Origin of the sequence: Pseudomonas sp. TAA207, assembly GCF_001529285.1 — a bacterium.
In the GTDB taxonomy this organism is placed as follows: Bacteria; Pseudomonadota; Gammaproteobacteria; order Pseudomonadales; family Pseudomonadaceae; genus Aquipseudomonas; species Aquipseudomonas weihenstephanensis.
In genome coordinates, this window is sequence record NZ_LLWJ01000062.1 from 126,503 (window position 1) to 148,354 (window position 21,852).

The window sequence follows — 21,852 nt, forward strand, 5'->3', positions numbered from 1 at the left end:
AAACGATCAAGGATGGCCTGGAATTAGAGCCGGGCGATGGCGGCTGCCAGCGCATTGCCAAAAATGGCGGCAACCTGATCGATTTCGGCGCGGGTGATGATCAGCGGCGGCAAAAACCTCACCACACTGCCATGCCGACCGCCCAACTCAAGAATCAGCCCACGTTTGAGGCATTCGCGCTGTACCAAGGGCGCCAACCGGCCAAATGCAGGGGGATGGCCCTGCGCGTCGGCCTTGCCTGTCGGGTCAACCAGCTCCACGCCCAGCATCAGCCCACGACCACGGATATCGCCCAACTGCGCAAAATCACGTTGCAGGATGTGCAGGTGTTCGCTCAATCGCTCACCCATCGCGGCCGCATGAGCGGCTACATCGTGTTCCTTGAGGTAACGCATCACGGCCGAGCCGGCCGCCATCGCCATTTGGTTGCCACGGAACGTACCCGCATGTGCGCCCGGCAACCAGGTATCGAGCCACTGGCGATACACCACCACCGCCAGTGGCAGACTGCCGCCAATCGCCTTGGACAGCACCACCACATCAGGAATGATCCCGGCATGCTCAAACGCAAACATTTTACCGGTACGGGCAAAACCGCTTTGGATTTCATCGACGATCAGCGCCACGCCGGCCTGCTCCGTGATGCGACGCACACCCCGCAGCCAGTCCAGATCAGCCGGAATCACTCCGCCTTCACCCTGCACCACTTCTACGATCACGGCGGCAGGCAATTGCACACCGGCTTCCGGGTCACTGAACAGGTTTTCCAGATAGTGCAGGTTGGCCTTCACACCTTGCTCACCGCCCAAACCGAAGGGGCAGCGGTAATCGTAGGGATAGGGCATAAACTGCACACCGTTACCGAGCAGTGCGGCCATCGGCTTTTTCGGCCCCAGGCTGCCCATCAGGCTCAACGCACCTTGGCTCATGCCGTGATAGCCGCCCTGGAACGACACCACCGTGTTGCGCCCGGTCGCCGTGCGCACCAACTTCAACGCTGCTTCGACTGCGTCGGTGCCGGTCGGTCCACAAAACTGGATTTTCGCTTCTGCGGCCAGCGCTTCGGGCAGCAAGCCGAACAAGTCCTGAACGAACTGGTCTTTGACCGGCGTCGTGAGGTCCAGCGTGTGCAGCGGCAGACCGTCATCCAGCACCTGGCGAATCGCGTCGATCACCACCGGATGGTTATGCCCCAGCGCCAACGTGCCGGCACCCGCCAGACAATCGATAAAACGTCGGCCTTCAACGTCCTCGACGTACAGGCCATTTGCGCGTTTCAACACCAGCGGGATACGCCGCGGATAGCTGCGCGCATTGGACTCTTGGCGGCTCTGACGGGCCAACAAAGGGGATTCTTCAAATTCATACAGCGCTTCAGTTGGACTGACTCCAACCGGCTGATCGTCGATAAAACGGCTAGCGACTGACATTTCCGGGACCCTCAATACGCTGATGAGATTGACCAAAACCGCAGACCTGACCCGTGACCTCCCTGTACGGAAGAACACCGCAGGTTTTCCTGCTTTGGAGACGCATCAGCGCGGTCACGATTTAGAGTTCAAGCAGATAATTCTCAGGCGAAGGGGCACCAGACGACAAAGGGGGCGGCACCTTGCAGCGCCACCCCCTTAAACAAACCGCAAAGCGCTCCGGCCTTTAGAGATCCGCTTTACAGGCCCGCAGTGCTATGCGCTGCTTGTTGCGCACAATTGATCGATAAGCCAATGCCAGCAACACAAACCACCCTGGCACGACGTACAGCGCCTGGCGGGTGTCGTCTTCGAGCGCCAGCAACACCAGAATGAACGCAAAGAATGTCAGGCACACCCAGACCATGACTTTGCCCCCCGGCATTTTGTAGCGCGATGCCAGATGCAAATGGGCACGGTTTTTACGGTAGGCCAGATAGGACAACAGGATCATCGACCAGACAAACATGAACAAAGTCGCTGACACCGTGGTGATCAGGGTGAAGGCCTCCATCAGATTAGGGATCAGATAAATCACCAGCGCCCCCGCCAACAGGCAGATGCAGGAAAAAATCAGACCGTTTGAAGGCACTGCACGACGCGACAGGTGCTTGAATTTACCGGGTGCGTCGCCCTCCAGCGCCAAGCCGTAAAGCATACGACTGGTCGAGAACACGCCGCTGTTGGCCGAAGACGCCGCCGACGTCAGCACCACAAAATTAATGATTCCCGCTGCCGCCGGAAGGCCCGCCAGCATAAAGAGTTCAACAAAAGGGCTTTTATCGGCGACCACATCCCGCCACGGGGTCACGGCCAAAATGGCAATCAGCGCGAACACATAAAACATGATGATGCGCAGAGGGATGGAGTTGATCGCACGGGGCAGATTGCGCTCCGGGTTCTTGGTTTCTGCGGCTGTGGTACCGGCCAACTCAATGCCGACAAAGGCAAATACGGCGATCTGGAAGCCTGCAAAAAAGCCCATCACACCATGTGGAAACATGCCGCCGTCATTCCATAGGTTCCCCAGGCTTGCCGTGTGGCCGACGGGGGACTGGTATGCCGTAACGACCATATACAGACCGGTGCAGACCAACGCGCAAATGGCAACGATCTTGATCATGGCAAACCAGAACTCCAGCTCGCCGAACATTTTCACGGTAATCAGGTTCAGCGACAGCAGTAACGCCACACACCCCAGCGCCGGCAACCACAGAGGTACGTTGGGAAACCAGAATTGTGTGTACCCGGAGATGGCAATCACATCCGCGATGCCGGTGACTATCCAGCAAAACCAGTAGGTCCAGCCCATGAAATAGCCAGCCATCGGTCCGAGCAAGTCGGCCGAGAAATCAATAAATGACTTGTAGTTGAGGTTGGATAAGAGCAATTCGCCCATCGCACGCATGACGAAAAACAGCATGAAACCAATGATCATGTAGACAAAAATGATCGAGGGTCCTGCCAGGCTAATGGTCTTGCCAGAACCCATAAACAGACCGGTACCAATGGCTCCGCCAATGGCAATCAGTTGAATGTGGCGGTTGGACAAACTGCGCTGCAATTCTGGGGGTTCCCCAGCTGGACGGTGATCAAACGCTGAATCCTTCAATGTTCTATTACCTTACAAGTGGATTATTTTTATAGGCGGGACCCACGTGGCCCCCTTATAAATCGAGAGCCACTGTAAAGATGTAACGGGTGCGAAACACTGAGCTATATCAGTGCTTGCTCGACTGCCTGTTTGCCGGTTCGATGCAAACACGCGCCCAAAACCTGCCCTATTGCAACGGCATCCTGAGTTCAACCCGCAGCCCGTCGGGCTGACTGTCAAACTGCAACTCCCCCCCACAACGCTCAACAATTGCCTGCACAATCGCCAGTCCCAACCCACAACCATTGCTGTTGCCATTGCGCCAGAAGCGCTGGGTCATGTGTTGCAAGGTTTGAGGCGAAATACCTGGCCCATGATCGCGCACCACAAAATAGATGAACTGACCTTCGGCACGCAATTTCAATTCGACCCGAGCTTCTTCCGGCGTATGGCGCAAGGCGTTGTCCAGCAGATTGCGCAATGCGGCAATGGCCAGAACCGACGGCACCTTCAGTGCTGTGGCGGGCAAATCTGCGGGCACTTGCACAATGATTCGATCCGCTGCACCACTCGCCGCATCGTGGATCGCCAGGCGCGCCACTTGCTCGGCCGAACATTGCACACCGTCATCGAAGGACAAGCTGCCCTCCACCCGCGCCAATAGCAACAATTGCTCAAGGGTACGGTGCAAACGGTCAGCACCCGCCTCGGCATGCGCCAGCGACTGCTCACGGGCCTCGCCATCGGTCATGCGGGCCACCTGCAAGTGGGTCTTGATTGCCGTCAGCGGGCTGCGCAATTCGTGGGCAGCGTCACCCGTCAGGCGCCGTTCACGCTCAATCGCTTTGGCAATACGCGCCAGCAACTGGTTCTGCGAGTCGAGCAAAGGTTGCAGCTCGCTGGGTAATGGGCTGATTTGCAACGGTTGCAACGAATCTGCATCCCGGCGCATCAACGCATCGCGCATCCGTTTGAGTGGCGCCAGCCCCTGACCAATCCCTAGCCATAACAACAGCAAACACACCATCAGCGCCATGCCCACCGGCACAGAGGCCGCCAGTAACACGGAGAGATTCAGCGCCTCGCGCTCCACTTGGCGGTCTGCGGTGGTGATGCGCAAGTCACCGCGCACCAGGGTAAACGTGCGCCAGGCTGCGCCATCAATGATCTGATCGCGAAACCCGGTCGACTCGGACTGCATGGGTTGATCGGGATTGTTATGGCTGCGGGCGAGAATTTCTCCACGCAGCGAACTGACCTGGCAGGCCATGCCGCCGGGTATGGTCAACTGCTCGGCACTGAAATGCGTGCCCTCGCCTTTTACCGGCAGTTGCGGCAATTGCTCCAGCAAGCCCGCCACCATTCGTGCAGACGCCACCAGACGCTGATCGAGGGAAAACATCATTTGTTGACGCAGATCGCTGAGCATCCAGGCCGCCGCCAACACCCATATGAGGATGAAGGCTGAACCAATGGTCAGGCTCAAACGCAGGCGCAGGCTCATCATGCGTCAGGCTCGGCGCCATCTGCTGGCCCCAGGCGGTACCCCAGGCCGCGCACGGTTTCGACGATGCCATTGCCCAGCTTGCGCCGCAGATGATGGATATGAACGTTCAAGGCGTTGCTCTCCAGTTCGTCGCTGAAACCGTAAATGCTGTCTTTGAGTTGCTCAGTCGACAACACCCGTCCGCGGTTATGCAGCAAAGCTTGCAGCAGGGCCTGCTCGCGACGGGATAGATCCACCGGCTTGCCGCCCAGCAATGTTTCGCGGCTGCTGGGGTCGTAACTCAAGCGACCGTGCTCGATCAGGTTGACACTGCGCCCCGCCACGCGGCGCAGCAAGGTGTGCAAACGGGCCGCCAGCTCGCGCAGGTCGAACGGTTTGAGCAAGTAATCGTCCGCGCCGGCTTGCAGGCCATCGACCCGATCAGTCACCGAGTCACGCGCAGTGAGCACCAGCACGGGCAACTCCAACCCCTGCTGGCGCAATTGTTGCAATAACTTAAGACCGTCTTCGTCGGGCAAACCGAGGTCAAGCACCATCACGTCAAACTCAGCCGCCTTGAGCATGGCCCGGGCGGCACCCGCAGTGGCGACATGCTCAACCGTCATACCCTGAGCCTTAAGCCCCGCCACAATGCCGCTGGCAATCAGCTCGTCGTCTTCGCAAACCAATACGTGCATGCAGATACCCGCGTAAATAGGCCGATTAAAGGGCGGTGGGATTAAGGCCCGATTATGCCGTTTTTAACACTCGGTTAATCAAGTGCCTCCAAGGTGACGGTTAATTGAAAATACCAAGGTCTGGCGCATGTCTCGTTTGATTGTGTTTTTTTTCCTGCTGCTGACGGGTTTTAGTCAGGCCTACGCCAGTGACAATCCCTTTGAGCAAAAAGCCGACTTCCTACCGGCTGAACAGGCGTTCGTCTTCAGCACCGAGCCGCTGCCTTCAGGTGAAACGCGTCTGCAATGGAAAATCACCGATAAGTATTACCTGTACAAGAAGCGTCTGAAGTTCGAGGGCCTGGATGCCGCACACACGCCACCACTCCCTGAGGGGTTGGCGCACAGTGACGAGTTTTTCGGCGCGACTGAGGTTTATCGAGACCGCCTTGAGCTGCTCATCCCCGCCAATGCCAGTGGCCAGATCAAGGTCAGTTGGCAAGGGTGTGCCGACGCCGGATTGTGTTACTCACCGCAAAGCCAAAAGGTTGATCTGGGGAGCGCTCAATCCGCGACTGCGCCCGAACAGGCGCAAGACCAGTCGTTAGCCGCCACGTTGCAGCAGGGTTCACTGGTCTGGAGCGTGCTGCTGTTCTTCGGGCTAGGCCTGTTGCTTGCTTTCACCCCTTGTTCGCTACCCATGCTGCCTATTTTGGCAGGTCTGGTGGTGGGTAGCGGCGCCAGCCCCGGTCGCGGCTTTGCGGTGGCGGGCAGTTATGTCTTCAGCATGGCGCTGGTGTACGCAGGTTTGGGAGTACTGGCGGCCTTGCTCGGCGCCAATTTGCAGGCGCTGCTGCAACAGCCGTGGCTGCTCGGCAGTTTTGCCGCGTTGTTTGTGGTTCTGGCACTGCCGATGTTTGGTTTCTTCGAACTGCAACTGCCCACCGCGCTGCGTGATCGCCTCGAAACAGCCGGGCGCGGGCGCAAAGGCGGCAGCCTGATTGGCGCGGGCATTCTCGGCGCTTTGTCGGGCTTGCTGGTCGGCCCGTGCATGACCGCACCCCTGGCGGGCGCCTTGCTCTATATCGCGCAAAGCGGCAATGCCGTGGAGGGCGGTTTGGTGCTGTTTACGATGGGTGTCGGGATCGGTATGCCGCTGTTGCTTCTGGTCACTGTGGGCAGCCGTTTCCTGCCTAAACCCGGTGCCTGGATGAACCTGATGAAAGGCCTGTTTGGCTTCCTGTTCCTGGGCACCGCCCTGCTGTTGGTGCGCCCGGTGCTGGATGAATCGTTGTGGGTCGGCTTATGGGGCGTCCTGCTGCTGATTTTTGCCAGCAGCCTGTGGCAACAAGGCCAGCAGTTCTTGCGGGCCAAAACCCTGTTCAGCCCATTGAGCCTGATTGCAGGCATATGGGGCGCACTGATGGTGATTGGTGCCGCCGGGGGCAGCACCGATACCTGGCAACCGCTAGCGGTGTACACCGCCAAAACCGTGGCGGGCAGCAGTGTCAACACGAGCCACGACGCATTCATCACGGTCAAGGACATCCCCACCCTTGAGCGAGAACTGGCCAGCGCCAAAGCGCAGGGCCAGTGGGTGATGCTCGACTACTACGCTGACTGGTGCGTGTCCTGCAAGGTGATGGAGAAAAAAGTCTTCGGCCAGGCGCAGGTGATGAACGCCCTGCAAGGCGTGCGCTTGTTGCGTCTGGACGTGACCGCCGATACTGTCGCCAGCCGCGATCTGCTCAGCCGCTATCAAGTACCCGGCCCGCCCAGCTTTATCTGGATAGGCCCCAACGGGGTTGAGCGTCGCGCGCAACGCATTACCGGCGAAGTCAACGCCGAGACTTTTTTGAATAACTGGAACGCCACCCGGGAACTCCTCTAAATGCTGACCCTGACCATCGGTTCGTTTGCACTGGCAATCAACCACTTGCTGCTGATACTGGCCCTCGCCCTGGCGACGCTGGTGGGCTGGCGCGTGGCAAAACGCGGTGGCGAAAACCCTGAGTCAGTGTTGTTCAGCTTGTTCCTGCTGGGTTTGCTGGCGGCACGTATAGGGTTCGTGATTGGCTACTGGCGCTACTTCGAAAACGATCCTCTGCAAATGCTCGACCTGCGTGACGGTGGCTTTTTGATGTGGCCGGGGTTGCTGGCCGTCGTGGTCGGGGCCGTGGTCTGGAGCTGGCGTCGCACCGGCCTCAGACGCCCGCTCGGCTGGGGGTTGGGCAGTGGCCTGGCGTTCTGGCTACTCGCCAGCCTGGCCTCGAATCTCTACGACAAAGGCACCCAATTACCCGACATGGCGCTGCGTAATGCCAACGGCGAGTCGGTGCAACTGAGCAGTTATAAAGGCGGCCCGTTAGTGATCAACCTCTGGGCTACCTGGTGCCCGCCTTGCAGACGCGAAATGCCCGTGTTGCAAAACGCGCAGCACCAACACGAAGACGTGACCTTCTTGTTCGTCAATCAGGGCGAGAGCATGCAAAGCGTCAGCACCTTCCTTGAAACTCAAGGTCTGAACCTGAGTAACGTGCTGTTCGACAGTGGCGGCCAACTGGGGCAGAAAGTAGGCTCGATGGCCTTGCCGACCACCCTGTTCTACAACGCTGAAGGACGCTTGCTGGCCAGCCACTTGGGCGAGTTGTCGCAAGCCAGCCTGGCCCGGGCGCTCGAAAATTTTGACCCGAACACCTCAAAGTCAGCCCTCCAGGGCGACCCTGCAAGGACTACCCAATGCCTAACCGCACACTGCTAAACCTGAGCATGACCACCCTGCTCGGCGCTGCCCTGCTGCAATCGCCATGGCTGCACGCCGAAGAGTTGCCCCCTGCGATCAAAAAAATCGAAGCCAAGGGCGCCAAAATCGTTGGCAGCTTTGACGCGCCCAGCGGTTTGCGCGGCTATGCAGCGCAATACCAGAATCGCGGCATGGCGCTGTACCTGACCAAAGACGGCAACGTGCTGGTGGGTAATTTGTATGATGCCCAAGGCAAAGACCTGAGCCTGGCACCGCTGCAAAAGATGGTGTACGAACCGATGGCCAAGGAAGTCTGGGCCAACATGGAAAAGAGCAACTGGATCGCAGACGGCAAAAAAGATGCGCCGCGCATTGTTTACCTGTTCAGCGACCCGAACTGCCCGTACTGCAACATGTTCTGGGAGCAAGCCCGCCCGTGGGTAGACTCTGGCAAGGTGCAGTTGCGCCACATCATGGTCGGCATCATCCGTGAAGACAGCCCCGGTAAATCGGCCGCGCTGCTGGCAGCCAAAGACCCGATGCAAGCCCTGCATGACCACGAAAAAGCCGGCAAAGCCAGCACCCTTAAAGCACTGGGCAGCATCCCGGCCGACGTGCAGGCCAAGCTCGATGCCAACATGCAACTGATGACCGAGCTGGACGTAGCGGCCACCCCGGCGATTTTCTATCTCGACGAGCAAGGCAACCTGCAACAGCAACAAGGCGCGCCGTCGCCAGACAAACTGCTGAAGATTCTCGGTCCCAAGTAACGCCACAAAAGGCCCGCGCTTGATGCAAGCACGGGCCTTTGTGCTGATTACAGCCCTTCCAGTTCCGCCATCAAATCGCTGAGACGGTCTACTTTCTCCTCGTTGATTTCACTGCTTTGCAGCCCTTCGATGTACTGCGCCAGTTCCTCCACGCAACTGCATTCGAACATGGCGCGTAACGGCACATTGCGTTGCAGCACTTTCTGCACCCGCGAAGCAATTTGCGTGGCCAACAACGAATGACCACCCAACTCGAAGAAGTTGTCGCTCACCCCCACCCGCTCCACCGTCAGCACCTCGGCCCAGATATCGGCCAGGGTCTGTTCCAGCTCGGTGCGTGGCGCCACATAGTCTTCACGTTGCAACTGGCCGATCTCGATCACAGGCAATGCCTTGCGGTCCAGTTTGCCATTGGCATTGAGCGGCAAGTGTTCAAGCCATGCCCAATGCAACGGCACCATGTACTCCGGCAGCTCGGCGCGCAAACAGCGCTTGAGCTGCTCCAGACGCTCGCTGTGGCTCAGCGTCGAAGGCGCCGCCACCAAATAACCCACCAGGTACTTGCCGTTTGGTCCTTCTTGAACGCTGACCGCCGCATCGCGCACCTGCGGTTGCTCGTGCAGACGCGCCTCAATTTCTCCCAGTTCAATGCGATAGCCGCGGATCTTCACTTGATGGTCGATGCGGCCCACGTACTCCAGCACCCCGTCCAGGCGTCGGCGTGCCAGATCGCCGGTGCGGTACAAGCGCTCGCCCGGCGCACCGAACGGGTTAGGCACAAATACCGTCGCCGTGCGCAGCGGATCGCTGACATAACCGCGCCCGACCCCGGTCCCGGCTACACACAGCTCGCCAACGGCACCCAGCGCAACCAGTTGCAAGTCGCCGTCGAGCAGGTACAAACGGTTGTTGTCGGTAGGTGTGCCGATGGGCAAATAACTGCCTTGGGTTGAAGCCTGATCGACACGGAAGAACGCCACGTCATCAGAGCATTCCGCCGGGCCATAGGCATTCACCAATCCAACGTGGGGGTAACGCAATAGCCATTGCTGAGCCAGTTCGGGCGGCATCGCTTCGCCCGTCGGCAGCATCCAGCGCAACCCGTCGAGCACAATGCGCTCTTGCGCCAGCATCCCCTGAATCAGCGACGGCACGCTTTCCAGCACCGTGATGCCCTGCGCATTGACCTGCGCCAACAAGGCCTGCGGGTCATGGGCGAGGGTGTTAGGCACGATGTCGACGCGAGCACCAAACAGGGGTGCAGCCAGGAACTGCCAGACCGAAATATCGAAGCTCTGTGAAGCCGTTTGCGCGATGACGTCGTGTTCGGTCAACTGCAAATACGGCACTTTGCTCAACTGGTTGTTCAACATCCCGCGCTGTTCGACCATCACCCCTTTTGGCAGCCCGGTCGAACCCGAGGTGTAAATCACGTACGCCAGATTGTCCGGCTGGCTGTAAACCTGCGGGTTATGGTCGGCCAGCGCGGCGGCTTGTACCTGCTCCCATACCAGTAAACGCGGACGAATCGGGCAACCCGCCTCGTCGAGCAGCGCCTCGGCCTGTTCGAGGCAGGCTTGGGTGCACACCAGCAACGGCGTGCGGCTCATATCAATAATGCGGCTCAAGCGTGAACTCGGCAGCGCCGGGTCCAGGGGCAAATAACCGGCCCCGGCTTTAAAGCTGCCGATGATCATGCCGAGCAGGTCCAGCCCGCGCTCGGCCAACAGCGCCACCGGTTGGTCCGGCTGCACCAAGGCGTTGATCAAGGCATGCCCCAGACGGTTACTGCGCGCATTCAACTCGCGGTATCGCCACTGCTGATCAAGGCAACTGGCAGCGATGCGTTCTGGATGGGCTGCCACTTGCGCTTCAAACAGCTGGGCATAGCTCTGATCCAGTGGGTATGCACGCTGGCTCTGGTTGCACCCCGCAAGCAGAAATTCGCGCTCGCAGTCACCCAGCAAGGGCAACTGCGCCATATCCCCTTCCAGCCCGTCCATCAGCGCCAGCAACAGACGCTTGAATTCGGCCAGCAAACGCTCAACGCTGCTGCGTTCGAAGTAGCGCTGGTCATACGACAGGTGCAGGCCCAAGTCATCACCGGGATAGCACACGGCCGTCAGCGGGAAGTTGGTGTGGGTGCGCCCCGAGTCCGACGTCGCCTTAAGGCTGTGCGCCCGATCCATGACCGTCATGTCGACCGGCGCGTTCTCGAACACAAACAGGCTGTCGAACAGCGGCTGGCCTTTTGGCAGCTCGCTGCGCTCCTGAATCGTGACCAGCGGCAGGTATTCATACTCACGCAGCTCCATGTTGTGTTCGAGCAGGTTGCTCAGCCACTGACGCACTCCCAGCGCCTGGCCCTCAGCCGGCATTTGCACGCGCAGGGCCACGCTGTTGATGAACAGACCGACCGTGTGCTGCATCTGCGGCAATTCCACCGGGCGCCCGGCCACGGTCACGCCAAACAGTACGTCGCGCTCGCCGCTAAAGCGTTGCAGCACTAAGGCCCACGCGGCTTGAGCGAAGGTATTGATGGTCAATTGATGTTGCTGCGCCAGCTCACGCAAGCGCACACCGTCTTGCACCTCAAGCCGCGTGTAGCAATCGCCCACCAGCATGCCGCCGCTGTCGCCCGCGTGTTCACGCAAGAACGGCCGGTCACTCGGGATGTAAGTGGTTTGCTCGAAACCTTGCAGATTGCGCTGCCACCAGTCGTTGGCCTGTTGCAGGTTTTGCTGCTGCAACCAGCCGATGTAATCGCGGTAGCGCGGCGGAGTGGCCAGTTGTGCAACACGGCCTTCACCCAACGCGCTGTAAATGTCGAAGAAGTCGCTCATCAGCAATGAACGGCACCAGGCGTCAATCAGGATGTGGTGGTTGCTCATCATGAACCAGTAACGCTCAGCCCCCAGACGGATCAGGCGCAGGTGGAATGGCGCTTTATTGAGCAAATCAAACCCGGCCTCACGCTCCTGCTTGAGCAGGGCTTGCAAGCGCGCTTCATGCCCCTCCTGCGGCTCGGCACTCCAATCCAGATAATCAATGTCAGTGCTGCCGGGGCGATGAATGATTTGCAGCATGTCTTCGCCCACGTTCCAGCAGAACGAGGCGCGCAGCGCTTCATGCCGCCCGACCACTTCCTGCCAGGCTTGCGCGAACCGTTGCGGGTCAAGCGCGCTGTTGATGCGGTAACGGTCCTGCATGTAATACAACCCGGTACCCGGCTCCAGCAAGGTGTGCAGCAGCATCCCCTCTTGCATCGGGGTCATCGGGTACACGTCTTCAATCAGCTCGGCCGCCACCGGCAAGGCGTCCAGTTGTGCCTGACTAAGCCTGGCCAGCGGGAAGTCAGAAGGCGTCAGGCCGCCAGCGCCGTCACTCACGCAATGGGCTATCAGCGCGTGCAGTTCACTGACATAGGCTTGCGCCAACTGCTCGATGATCGCTGCATCGTAACGCTGGGCGCTGAATGTCCAGCGCAGCAGTAGCTCGCCGCCATACACCTGACTGTCGATGCTCAGTTCGTTGGGTAACGGCGCCAACGGGTCATGGGCCGCGCCCACAGGTTCGTCCAACGGGTGGAACAGCGCATCACTGGCAAAGCTCTGATCGAACTGCCCCAGGTAGTTGAACGTCACCGCCGCTTGCGGCAACGCCGCCAGCGCCTGACGCGTGGCGTTATCGGTCAGGTAACGCAGCACCCCATAGCCCAGCCCTTTGTGCGGCACGTTGCGCAGTTGCTCTTTGATAGCCTTGATCGAAGCGCCCTGTTCTTGGTCCGGCAACGGGGTCAAACGCACTGGATAGGCGCTGGTGAACCAGCCCACAGTGCGGCTCAGGTCGATGTCATCAAACAGCGTTTCGCGGCCATGCCCTTCCAGTTGCACCAGCGCCGACGGCTGCCCGGTCCAACGGCACAGCACCCGTGCCAGTGCGCTCAGCAGCAGGTCATTGACCTGCGTGCGGTAAGCACTGGGCGCCTGTTGCAAGAGTTGCCGGGTTCGCTCGGCGTCCAGGTGCACGCTGACCGTCTGTGCATGCTGATTTTGCCCGCCACCCTGTGGCCTGTCGCAGGGCAACTCGACCCGTGGCCCGTTCAATTGCTGGCGCCACAGGCTTAACTCTTCACGCAACGACTCGCTGCCGGCATAGGCTTGCAAGCGCTCTGCCCACGCCCGTGAAGCGCTGGTTTTTTCAGGCAATCGCGCAGGCTGTTGCGCCGCCAATTGGCGGTACAGCGTTTGCAAATCTTCAAGCAGTACGCGCCATGACACGCCGTCCACCGCCAAGTGATGGATAACCAGCAACAAGCGCTGCTGGCCTTGCGGCCCATCGACCAGCAACGCACGCAGCAAAGGACCGTTTTGCAGGTCAAGGCTGCGTTGGGCATCGGCGTACAGCGCCTCACATTGCTGCATGTCAGACGCGGATGCCTGCCACAGAAGTGCGTCATCGGCCTCGGTGCGATATTGCGCACGCCATTGCCCCGCTGTTTTCTGGAAGCGCAGGCGCAGCGCATCATGGTGCTCCAGCAGCGCACTCAGTGCCTGTTCCAGCGTATGAGGCTCAAGCGCCAGACTCGGCTCCAGCAGCAACGACTGGTTCCAGTGCTCACGGTGTGGCATGTCGGTGTCGAAGAACCAATGCTGGATGGGCGTCAGCGCCGACTCACCACTGAGTCGTCCTTGCTCGGCGTGGTGCTGCGCGGTGTGCGTCGCAACTGCTGCCAATGCCTGCACCGTTTGGTGCTGAAACAGGTCACGCGGGCTGAAATGAATGCCCAGTTGCCGCGCACGGCTGACCACTTGAATCGACAGAATCGAGTCGCCGCCCAGTTCAAAGAAGTTATCGTTGAGACCGATCTGTTTGAGGTTCAACACATCGCACCACACACCGGCCAGGCTTTGCTCCAGCGGGTTGCTGGGGGCCACATACTGTTGACGGTTCAGCTGCGGGTCCGGGGTTGGCAAGGCGCGCCGATCCAGCTTGCCATTGGCCGTCAGCGGCATGCTGGCCAGCAGCATCAGGTGGGTGGGGACCATGTAGTCGGGCAACTGCACCTTGAGCTGCGCTTTGAGTTCATCCCGTAGCGCAGCCTGTTCAACCTCGCTGTGTTGTGCAGCGTCGCACACCAGATACGCCGCCAGTTGTTTGCCTCCGGCCATGTCGAGCGCCAGCACCACCGCTTCACGCACGTCGTGGTGATCCAGCAGGCGGTTTTCTATTTCCCCCAACTCAATACGGAAACCGCGGATTTTTACTTGGTGGTCAACCCGGCCTACGTACTCAACCAAACCATCGGCGCGTTGGCGTACCACATCGCCGGTGCGGTACAGCCGCCCGCCATTATCGGAAAAAGGATCAGCCACAAACCGCTCGGCGGTCATGCCGGGGCGTTGATGGTAGCCCTGCGCCAATCCTGCACCGCCGACATACAACTCACCCGTGGCCCCTTGCGGCACCAGGGCCAACCCGGCGTCGAGGATATACGCCACCCGCGCGCCGATGACCTGGCCGATGGGCACACTGCTCGCGCCCTCTTCCAATTGTTGCGGCGCCAGGCTGGCCAACGGCATGACCACGGTTTCGGTGGGACCATAGGCATTGAAAAACACCTTTGGCGCGAACGCCGCGCGAATCCGTTGCAAGTGCTCGCCGGTTAGCGCCTCGCCACCGGTGATGCACATGCGCACCGGCAAGGTTTGCTGCTGCGTCGCCAACCACTGCGCCAACTGGCTGCCGTAGCTGGGGGTGAAGCCCAGAATATTGACCTGTTGCTCGCGGATCAGTTGGCAGATCTGCTGCGCATCCCACTGCCCCTGCGCGCGCAATACCACCCGCGCACCACACAGCAAGGGCACCAGCAGACGTTCCGTCGCCGCATCAAAGTTGATTGAGTAGAAGTGCAGCTCACAGTCGTCAGGGCGCATGCCGAAGCGCTCGATCACCGCACGACAGTGCATGGCAATTTCGCCGTGGGACACCACCACGCCTTTGGGCTGCCCTGTGGAGCCAGAGGTGTAAATCAGGTACGCCTGATGACCCGCCAGGCTGATAAACGGCAGCTCAGCAGACGGGTAATTGCCCAGTTCCTGCGCGATGTCTTCCAGGCACCCGAGCGCGACGTGCTGCGGCAACTCGCCCAAGGCGTCAAACAACGCACGGTGACTCAACAGCAGGCCAATGCCGCTGTCGTCAATCATGTAGTGCAGGCGTTCCAGCGGATATTCCGGGTCCAGCGGTACGTAGGCGCCCCCCGCCTTGAGGATCGCCAGCAGGCCGATCACCATCTCCAGAGATCGCTCAAGGGCCAATCCCACACGCACCTGCGGCCCGACACCGCGCTCGCGCAGCAACCACGCCAACCGGTTAGCACGGCTGTCCAGTTCGGCGTAGCTCAGGTGCTGGCCGGCGAAGGTCAACGCGATGGCGTCGGGGCGAAGCCGGGCTTGTTCAGCAAACAGGCTATGAATGCACAGGTCCAGCGCATGTTCGGCAACCGGCGCGGCCATGCGCTGCACCAGTTGCTGTTGCTCTGGGGCCAGCATCAGCGGCAACTCGCTCAGGCGCTGTTGCGGATCGCCCAGCAGCGCCTCCAGCAGGTTGCCCCAGTGCCCGGCCATTTTGGCGATGCGCGGCTCGTCAAACAGATCGGTACTGTACGTCAGGCAGCAACCCAGACGATGGTCAAGGTCAGTGACTTCCAGGTTGAGGTCAAACTTGGTGGCACGCGCATCGTTGGCCAGGTACTCAACGCTCATCCCTGCCAATTCACGGCGTTGCTGGAACTCCCAGCGCTGCACATTGCACATGACCTGGAACAGCGGGTTATAGGCCGCGCTGCGCGGTGGCTGCAACGCTTCGACCAAATGATCGAAGGGCAAATCCTGATGCGACTGACCTTCAATCACGGTCTGACGCACTTGCTCTATCAGTTCGCCCACACTCATCTGCGCATCGAGTTGGCAACGCAGCACCTGGGTGTTGAGGAAGGCGCCGATCAGCCCTTCGCTTTCAGGGCGGATGCGGTTGGCGACAGGTGCGCCGATGCGCAGATCGCTCTGGCCACTGTAGCGATAGAGCAACACCGCCAGCGTGGCAGTCATGGTCATGAACAACGTCAGGCCATGCTCGGCATTGAAAGCCCGCACCCGCGCCGCCAATTCGTCGCTCAGGTCGAAGCGGTACAACTCACCCTGATAGCTTTGCACCGGGGGCCGCGCACGGTCGCTCGGCAGCTCCAGCAGCGGGTGTTCGCTGCCCAGTTTGGCGGTCCAGTAATCGAGCTGGCGTTGACGCTCGCCCGACGCCAGCCACTGGCGTTGCCACACGCTGTAATCCAGGTATTGCACGGCCAGCGGGGCCAGCGGTGACAGGCGGTCATCGAGGAAGGCTTCGTAGAGCACGCCCAATTCACGGGCGAAAATGTCCATCGCCCAGCCTTCCGTCACGATGTGGTGCAAGGTCAGCACAAAGTAGTGTTCGCGCTCACCCGCCTTGACCATGCACGCACGCAGCAGCGGCCCCACTTCCAGGTCGAACGGTCGATGCGCTTCACTGTCAGCCAGCGCTTGCAAACGCTGCTGACGCGTCGGTTCATCCAGCTGGCTGAGGTCGAGCCAGGCCATGTTCACGCCGGTTTCGTGGTGCACGCGTTGGCACGCCACGCCGTCGATACTCGGGAAGGTGGTGCGCAAGGTTTCGTGACGCAAGATCAACGCTTGCAACGCGGCCTCAAAACGCCCGACATCCAGCAAGCCCTTGAGCCGCGCCATGCCCCCCACGTTGTACGCCGGGCTGTCGGGTTCCATCTGCCACAAGAACCACATGCGCTGCTGCGAGTACGACAAGGGCACGGGCTGGCGACGGTCGACTTTTTCAATCGGCCGTTGCGTATTACGCGTGCCCGCCGCCTGAATCAGTGCCACCTGGGCGGCAAACGCTCCCAGTTCACTGGCTTCAAACAGCGTACGCAGCGCCAGCTCCACGTCACACGCCTGACGCACCCGCGAAACGATTTGCGTGGCCAGCAACGAATGCCCGCCCAATGCAAAAAAGTCATCGCGCAAACCGATGCGCGCTTGCCCCAGCACTTCACGCCAGATGCCCGCGATCTGTTGTTGCAGTTCTGTCTCAGGCTCGACATGTTCACGCACCTGCCACAGCGGCTCAGGCAATGCGCGCCGATCCAGTTTGCCGCTCGGGCTCAGCGGCATGGCGTCCAGTCGCAGCAGTTGCGCGGGCACCATGTACTCCGGCAACGCCTGTGCCAGCGCAGCCCTCACATATTCGTTGTCAAAGGCGTCAGCCCCGTGCGCGGTGTAGTAACCGATCAGTTGCGGCCCCGCGGCGGTTTCACGAATCAAGACTGCCGCTTGCGCCACGCCCGGTAGCGCCAGCAAACACGCTTCGATCTCTTGCGGTTCGACACGAAAGCCGCGCAATTTTACCTGTTGGTCGAGTCGCCCGAGGTACTCCAGCACACCGTCAGCGCCCCAGCGCACCTGATCGCCCGTGCGGTACAAGCGCGCGCCAGGCTCACCCAGCGGGTCGGCGATAAAGCGTTCGGCAGTCAGCCCCGGCCGTTGCAGGTAGCCACGCGCCAAACCGATACCGCCGATGCACAACTCACCCGGCACCCCGGCTGGCAGCGGGTTCAGCTCACTGTCGAGAACACGGCACAGCACGTTGCCCAGCGGTCGTCCAATGGGCGAGCGCTCGCCGTCTTCGGGGCCGCAGTGCCAATGGGTCACGTTGATGGCGGTTTCGGTGGGGCCGTAGCGGTTATGCAACTGCACCTGTGGCCATTGCGCCAGCACCCGATTGCGCAACTCGGCCGGCAGCGCTTCGCCCCCCGAGAACAGGCGACGCAGGCTGTGGCACTGCGCCGCCTGGGGTTCATCCACAAACAGACGCAACAACGGTGGCACAAAGTGCAAGGTGGTCACGCCAAACTGCTGCACCAACTGCGCGATACGCTGCGGGTCGCGGTGCTCGCCGGGGCCGGCCAGTACCAATGGGCACCCGGTGATCAGCGGCCAGAAGCACTCCCACACCGACACGTCAAAACTGATCGGCGCTTTTTGCATCAGCACATCGTCGGCGTGTAGCCCGTAGGTGGCCTGCATCCATTGCAAACGCTCACTCAGCGCGGCATGGGTATTGCCTACGCCTTTGGGTTGCCCGGTGGAGCCAGAGGTGTAAATCACGTACGCGAGGTTGTCGCCGTGCAGGTGCAAGCCCGGCGCGTGGCTCGGCCAGTTGTCGAGCTTGAGCAAGTCCATCGCAATGACGCTGACCGTTTCGACAGCAGGCAAGGCAGCTAGCAGTTGGCTCTGAGTCAGCAACAATTGGGCGCCGCAATCCTCAAGCATGTAGGCCAGGCGGTCCTGCGGGTAATCGGGGTCCAGCGGCACATAGGCGCCACCGGCCTTGAGAATCGCCAGCAGCCCGATCAACAGTTGTGGCGAACGCTGGGCGGCAATCGCGACGCGTACATCCGGGCCGACGCCTTTATCGCGCAGGTAGTGGGCCAACCGGTTGGCCTGGGCATGCAGGCTGGCAACGTCAAGGCTGCCACCGTCCCACAGCAACGCTACAGCGCCAGGCGTTTGCAGGGCCTGTTGTTCCAATAATTGCGGCAACCACTGCGCTGCTGGCGCGCAAGGTGCCTCGCCCCAGCGTTGCTGCGCAGCGCACTGCTGAGCCGAGAGCATGTGCAAATCACCCAGTGGCTGATCCGCGCGCGCACTGACCTGGCCCAACAGGCTGACAAACTGTTCGGCCAGAAGGGCAATGGTGCTGGCATCAAACAGTTCATCGGCGTAATCGAATGACAGTTTCAGGCGCCCCTGGCGGTCTTCTTCACTGTGCAACTGCAAGTCGAACTTGGCTTCGCGGCTGTGCCACTCCAACTCTTCGGCGAGCAAACCCGGCAACCGGCGCAAGGCACTCAGGTCGCGCTGCTGGTGATTGAACATGACCTGAAACAAACCGTGTTCGCGAGCCTGCGGGCAGGCTTCGACCAATTGTTCGAACGGCAAATCCTGATGCGCTTGAGCCTCCAATGTGGCCTGACGGGTGTGTTGCACCAGTTGTGCAAACGTTAAACGCCCCTCCAAATGACCGCGCAGCACCAAGGTGTTGATGAAGAAGCCGATCAGGCCGTGGGTTTCCTGACGTGGCCGGTTGGCGCTGGGCACGCCAATGCGAATGTCGTTCTGGCCGCTGTAGCGATAGAGCAGGGTTTGAAAAGTCGCCAATAGCCACATGAACGGCGTGGCGTTGTGCGCGTGCGCCGCCGTGCGTACCGCCTCACTCAGGGCGGCGTCCAGCTTTAAGCTGTGGCGGGCAGCGCTGGCGCGCTGGAGGGCTGAACGCGGGTGGTCGGCCGCCAGCCGCAACACCGGGTGCTCGTCGCCCAACTGGCGGTGCCAGTAATCGAGCTGGCGTGCCGCTTCACCTTGCGCCAGCCATTGGCGCTGCCAACTGCCATAGTCGGCGTATTGCAGCGCCAGCGGCGTCAGTTCCAGCGGTTGGCCCAGACAGGCAGCCGCGTACAACCGCGAGAACTCTTCTATCAACAGGTTGAGCGACCAGCCATCGGCAATGATGTGGTGCAAGGTCAACAGCAACTGGTGCTCTTCGTCATCGAGCTTGACCAGCGTGACCCAGAACAACGGGCCATTTTGCAGATCGAACGGGGTATGTGCTTGTTCTTCGCGTATCTGTTGTGCACGGGACTCGCGCTGATCAACTGCCAGGTCGCTGAGATCAATCCGTTGCAGGTCAAAATCGGCACGTTCATCGACCCGCTGCATGGCTTGCCCGTCATGCTCATAAAAGCGCGTGCGCAAGGCTTCATGGCGTTCAACCAACTGCGCAAAACTGCTGCACAACGCGGCTTCGTTAAGTTCACCGCGCAGGCGCAAGGCACCGGGAATCGTATAGGCGCTGCTGGTCGGGTCGAGCTGCCACATAAACCACAAGCGGTTTTGCGCCAGCGATTGAGGCAGACCGTCCTGGCGTGACAACGCCGCGATCTCGCCCTGGGCCAAGCCGCCATCCTGCTGCAATGCGCCGATTTGTGCGGCGAAAGCGCCCAGCGTCGGCGCTTCAAACAACAGGCGCAGGCTCAGCTCCAGCTTGAGTTCTTCGCGCAGGCGGGCAATCACTTGGGTGGCGAGAATCGAGTTACCGCCCAACAGGAAGAAATGATCATCGCCAGCGACTTGCTCGACCTGCAGGTGCTCACACCAGACCCAGGCAATCAGCGCTTCAAGTTCGGACACGCGTTGTGCGCCATCCTCTTTGAGCGCTGCTTCGTCGCCCGACGGGAACTGCGCGTAACTGTCGAGACTGCCATCGGCCAGGCGATTGCGACAGGCTGAACGTTGCAGTTTGCCGCTGGAGGTTTTGGGCAACGCGCCGGGGTTGAGCAGCACGACCACGCTGGGAGCTTGCTGGCAGGCATCGGCTACCGCTTGGCGAATGGCATTGATCAACGCGTCGGGGGGTAGAATTTTTTGCACGCTGCGGCTGATTTCTGCCGCAATGCCAATCCCCTCCTCGCCTTTGACATTCACCGCAAACGCCGCCACCCGACCTTTGCGCACCACTTCGACTTCGCGCTCGATGGTTTTTTCGATGTCTTGCGGGTACAGATTTTGCCCGCGCACGATCAGCAGATCTTTCAAGCGACCGGTGATAAACAACTCGCCGTCGTGCATAAAACCCAGATCGCCGGTGCGCAGCCAGGTCGCCCCCTGAAACTCGACAAAGGTGTTGGCACTGGCCTGGGGGTTGCGCCAGTAACCGTGGGCAATACTCGGGCCGCTGGCCCACACTTCACCGACGCGATTCTCAGCCAGCACGTGGAGCTGACCCGGTTCGACGATCAATACCGCGTGTTCAGGCTGGCTGGTGCCACAGCTCATCACCGGGCTACCGTCGCCCGGCACGATGCGGTTATCGGCCAGCGCCAATTCGTCCAGGCACAAGGCCGGGATGCCCTGACCGCGTTGACCGCCGGCCACAAACAGCGTGGCCTCAGCCAAACCATAGGAGGCGAAATAACTGGCGGGGGTAAAACCGCAGGGGGCGAACTTCTCGGCGAAGCGCTCAAGACTGTCCTGGCGGATCGGTTCAGAACCCGAGTACGCCACACGCCAGCGGCTCAGGTCCAAGCCTGCCAGCGCCGTGTCACTGACTCGCTCGCTGCACAAACGATACGCAAAGTCCGGGCCGCCGCTGATAGTGCCGCCGTACTCGCTGATCGCTTCAAGCCAGCGCAAAGGGCGGGTCAAAAAGTACGCCGGGGACATCAATATGCACGGCACACCGCTGAAAATCGGCTGCAACAAACCGCCAATCAAGCCCATGTCGTGGTACAGCGGCAACCAGCTGACAATGACGTCGTCCGGGTTCAGGTCGATGCCAAAACCACGGCGAATCAATACTTCATTGGCCACCAGATTGCCGTGGGTGACTTGCACCCCTTTGGGCAAGGCGGTGGAACCCGAGGTGTACTGCAAGAACGCAATGTCGTCAGCCTGCAAGGCGACCGGTTGCCAGCCCTGAGCAATGCCCGGTTCAAGCTCATCGACACACAACAGCTGTGGCGCGCCTTCGCCTGAGAGTTCATCCATGTGCAGCAAAGGCGCGCGCAAACCGCTGCTGGTCAACAGCAGGCGCGGCTCGGCATCGGTCAGAATCGACAGCAAACGCTCTTGATGATGACGTCGCGCTGACTCAGGCGGATAGGCCGGTACAGCAATGACACCCGCGTACAGGCAGCCGAAAAACGCAGCCACATAATCCGGGCCACTGGGAAACAACAACACCGCGCGATCACCCACCCGGGCATTGGCCTGCAATGCTGCGGCAATGGTGCGCGCGCGAAGATCCAGATCGCCATAGCTCAGCACCTGGCCTGCCTGCGGGTCGTCGGCCAGAAAGCGTAACGCCAGTTGATCCGGGGTGTGGGCTGCACGTTGTTGCAGGGCTTGGGCCAATGTGCCGGGAAGTTCGAACGCGTCCATCATGGGGTTTCCTGCCTGGGGTCGGCTTGAAAGAAATTCGGTCTGCTAGAAGTACGAGGCGCCGGGG

The 21,852-nt window shown here is 60.5% G+C and carries 8 protein-coding genes; 3 read left to right on the forward strand and 5 right to left on the reverse strand.

What is annotated here, in order from left to right; all coding sequences use genetic code 11:
* Positions 1–23: 23 nt before the first annotated feature.
* The 4 genes from AP059_RS08880 to AP059_RS08895 form a co-directional block, all read right to left on the reverse strand.
* A complete protein-coding gene (locus AP059_RS08880) occupies positions 24–1,430 on the reverse strand; it encodes an aspartate aminotransferase family protein (protein ID WP_059762887.1) in 1,407 nt (468 codons plus the stop codon).
* 226 nt (positions 1,431–1,656) lie between these two features.
* Positions 1,657–3,081, reverse strand: coding sequence for a D-serine/D-alanine/glycine transporter (gene cycA, locus AP059_RS08885; RefSeq protein WP_059762888.1), 1,425 nt, complete (start codon positions 3,079–3,081; stop codon positions 1,657–1,659).
* 169 nt (positions 3,082–3,250) lie between these two features.
* On the reverse strand, positions 3,251–4,570 hold the full coding sequence (locus tag AP059_RS08890) for an ATP-binding protein (protein ID WP_177332369.1): 1,320 nt from the start codon (positions 4,568–4,570) through the stop codon (positions 3,251–3,253).
* Positions 4,567–5,247 (reverse strand): response regulator, encoded by a 681-nt coding sequence (locus AP059_RS08895; protein WP_048365661.1) that lies wholly within the window; start codon positions 5,245–5,247, stop codon positions 4,567–4,569. Before AP059_RS08895 ends, AP059_RS08890 begins: the two co-directional genes overlap by 4 nt.
* A 127-nt stretch (positions 5,248–5,374) precedes the next feature.
* Between AP059_RS08895 and dsbD the strand changes: the two genes are divergently transcribed.
* The 3 genes from dsbD to dsbG are packed head-to-tail and all read left to right on the forward strand — an operon-like array spanning position 5,375 to position 8,739.
* Positions 5,375–7,117, forward strand: a complete 1,743-nt coding sequence (gene dsbD / locus AP059_RS08900; protein ID WP_059762889.1) for a protein-disulfide reductase DsbD — start codon at positions 5,375–5,377, stop codon at positions 7,115–7,117.
* Positions 7,118–7,987 carry a TlpA family protein disulfide reductase gene (locus AP059_RS08905; RefSeq protein WP_059762890.1) on the forward strand — a complete coding sequence of 290 codons (870 nt, stop codon included), beginning with the start codon at positions 7,118–7,120 and terminating at the stop codon, positions 7,985–7,987.
* A complete protein-coding gene (gene dsbG, locus AP059_RS08910) occupies positions 7,966–8,739 on the forward strand; it encodes a thiol:disulfide interchange protein DsbG (RefSeq protein ID WP_059762891.1) in 774 nt (257 codons plus the stop codon). The genes AP059_RS08905 and dsbG overlap by 22 nt, the downstream gene beginning before the upstream one ends.
* A gap of 47 nt (positions 8,740–8,786) precedes the next feature.
* Here dsbG and AP059_RS08915 read toward each other — a convergent pair whose 3' ends face one another.
* Positions 8,787–21,788: a non-ribosomal peptide synthetase gene (locus AP059_RS08915; protein ID WP_059762892.1), complete on the reverse strand. Its 13,002-nt coding sequence runs from the start codon at positions 21,786–21,788 to the stop codon at positions 8,787–8,789.
* Positions 21,789–21,852 lie beyond the last annotated feature (64 nt).

What these genes read in the sequence shown, in the direction of transcription:
- dsbD (WP_059762889.1), top strand. Translation starts at nt 5,375, where the DNA reads ATGTCTCGTTTGATTGTGTTTTTTTTCCTGCTGCTGACGGGTTTTAGT.
- AP059_RS08890 (WP_177332369.1), bottom strand. Translation starts at nt 4,570, where the DNA reads ATGATGAGCCTGCGCCTGCGTTTGAGCCTGACCATTGGTTCAGCCTTC.
- AP059_RS08880 (WP_059762887.1), bottom strand. Translation starts at nt 1,430, where the DNA reads ATGTCAGTCGCTAGCCGTTTTATCGACGATCAGCCGGTTGGAGTCAGT.
- AP059_RS08895 (WP_048365661.1), bottom strand. Translation starts at nt 5,247, where the DNA reads ATGCACGTATTGGTTTGCGAAGACGACGAGCTGATTGCCAGCGGCATT.
- AP059_RS08905 (WP_059762890.1), top strand. Translation starts at nt 7,118, where the DNA reads ATGCTGACCCTGACCATCGGTTCGTTTGCACTGGCAATCAACCACTTG.
- dsbG (WP_059762891.1), top strand. Translation starts at nt 7,966, where the DNA reads ATGCCTAACCGCACACTGCTAAACCTGAGCATGACCACCCTGCTCGGC.
- AP059_RS08915 (WP_059762892.1), bottom strand. Translation starts at nt 21,788, where the DNA reads ATGATGGACGCGTTCGAACTTCCCGGCACATTGGCCCAAGCCCTGCAA.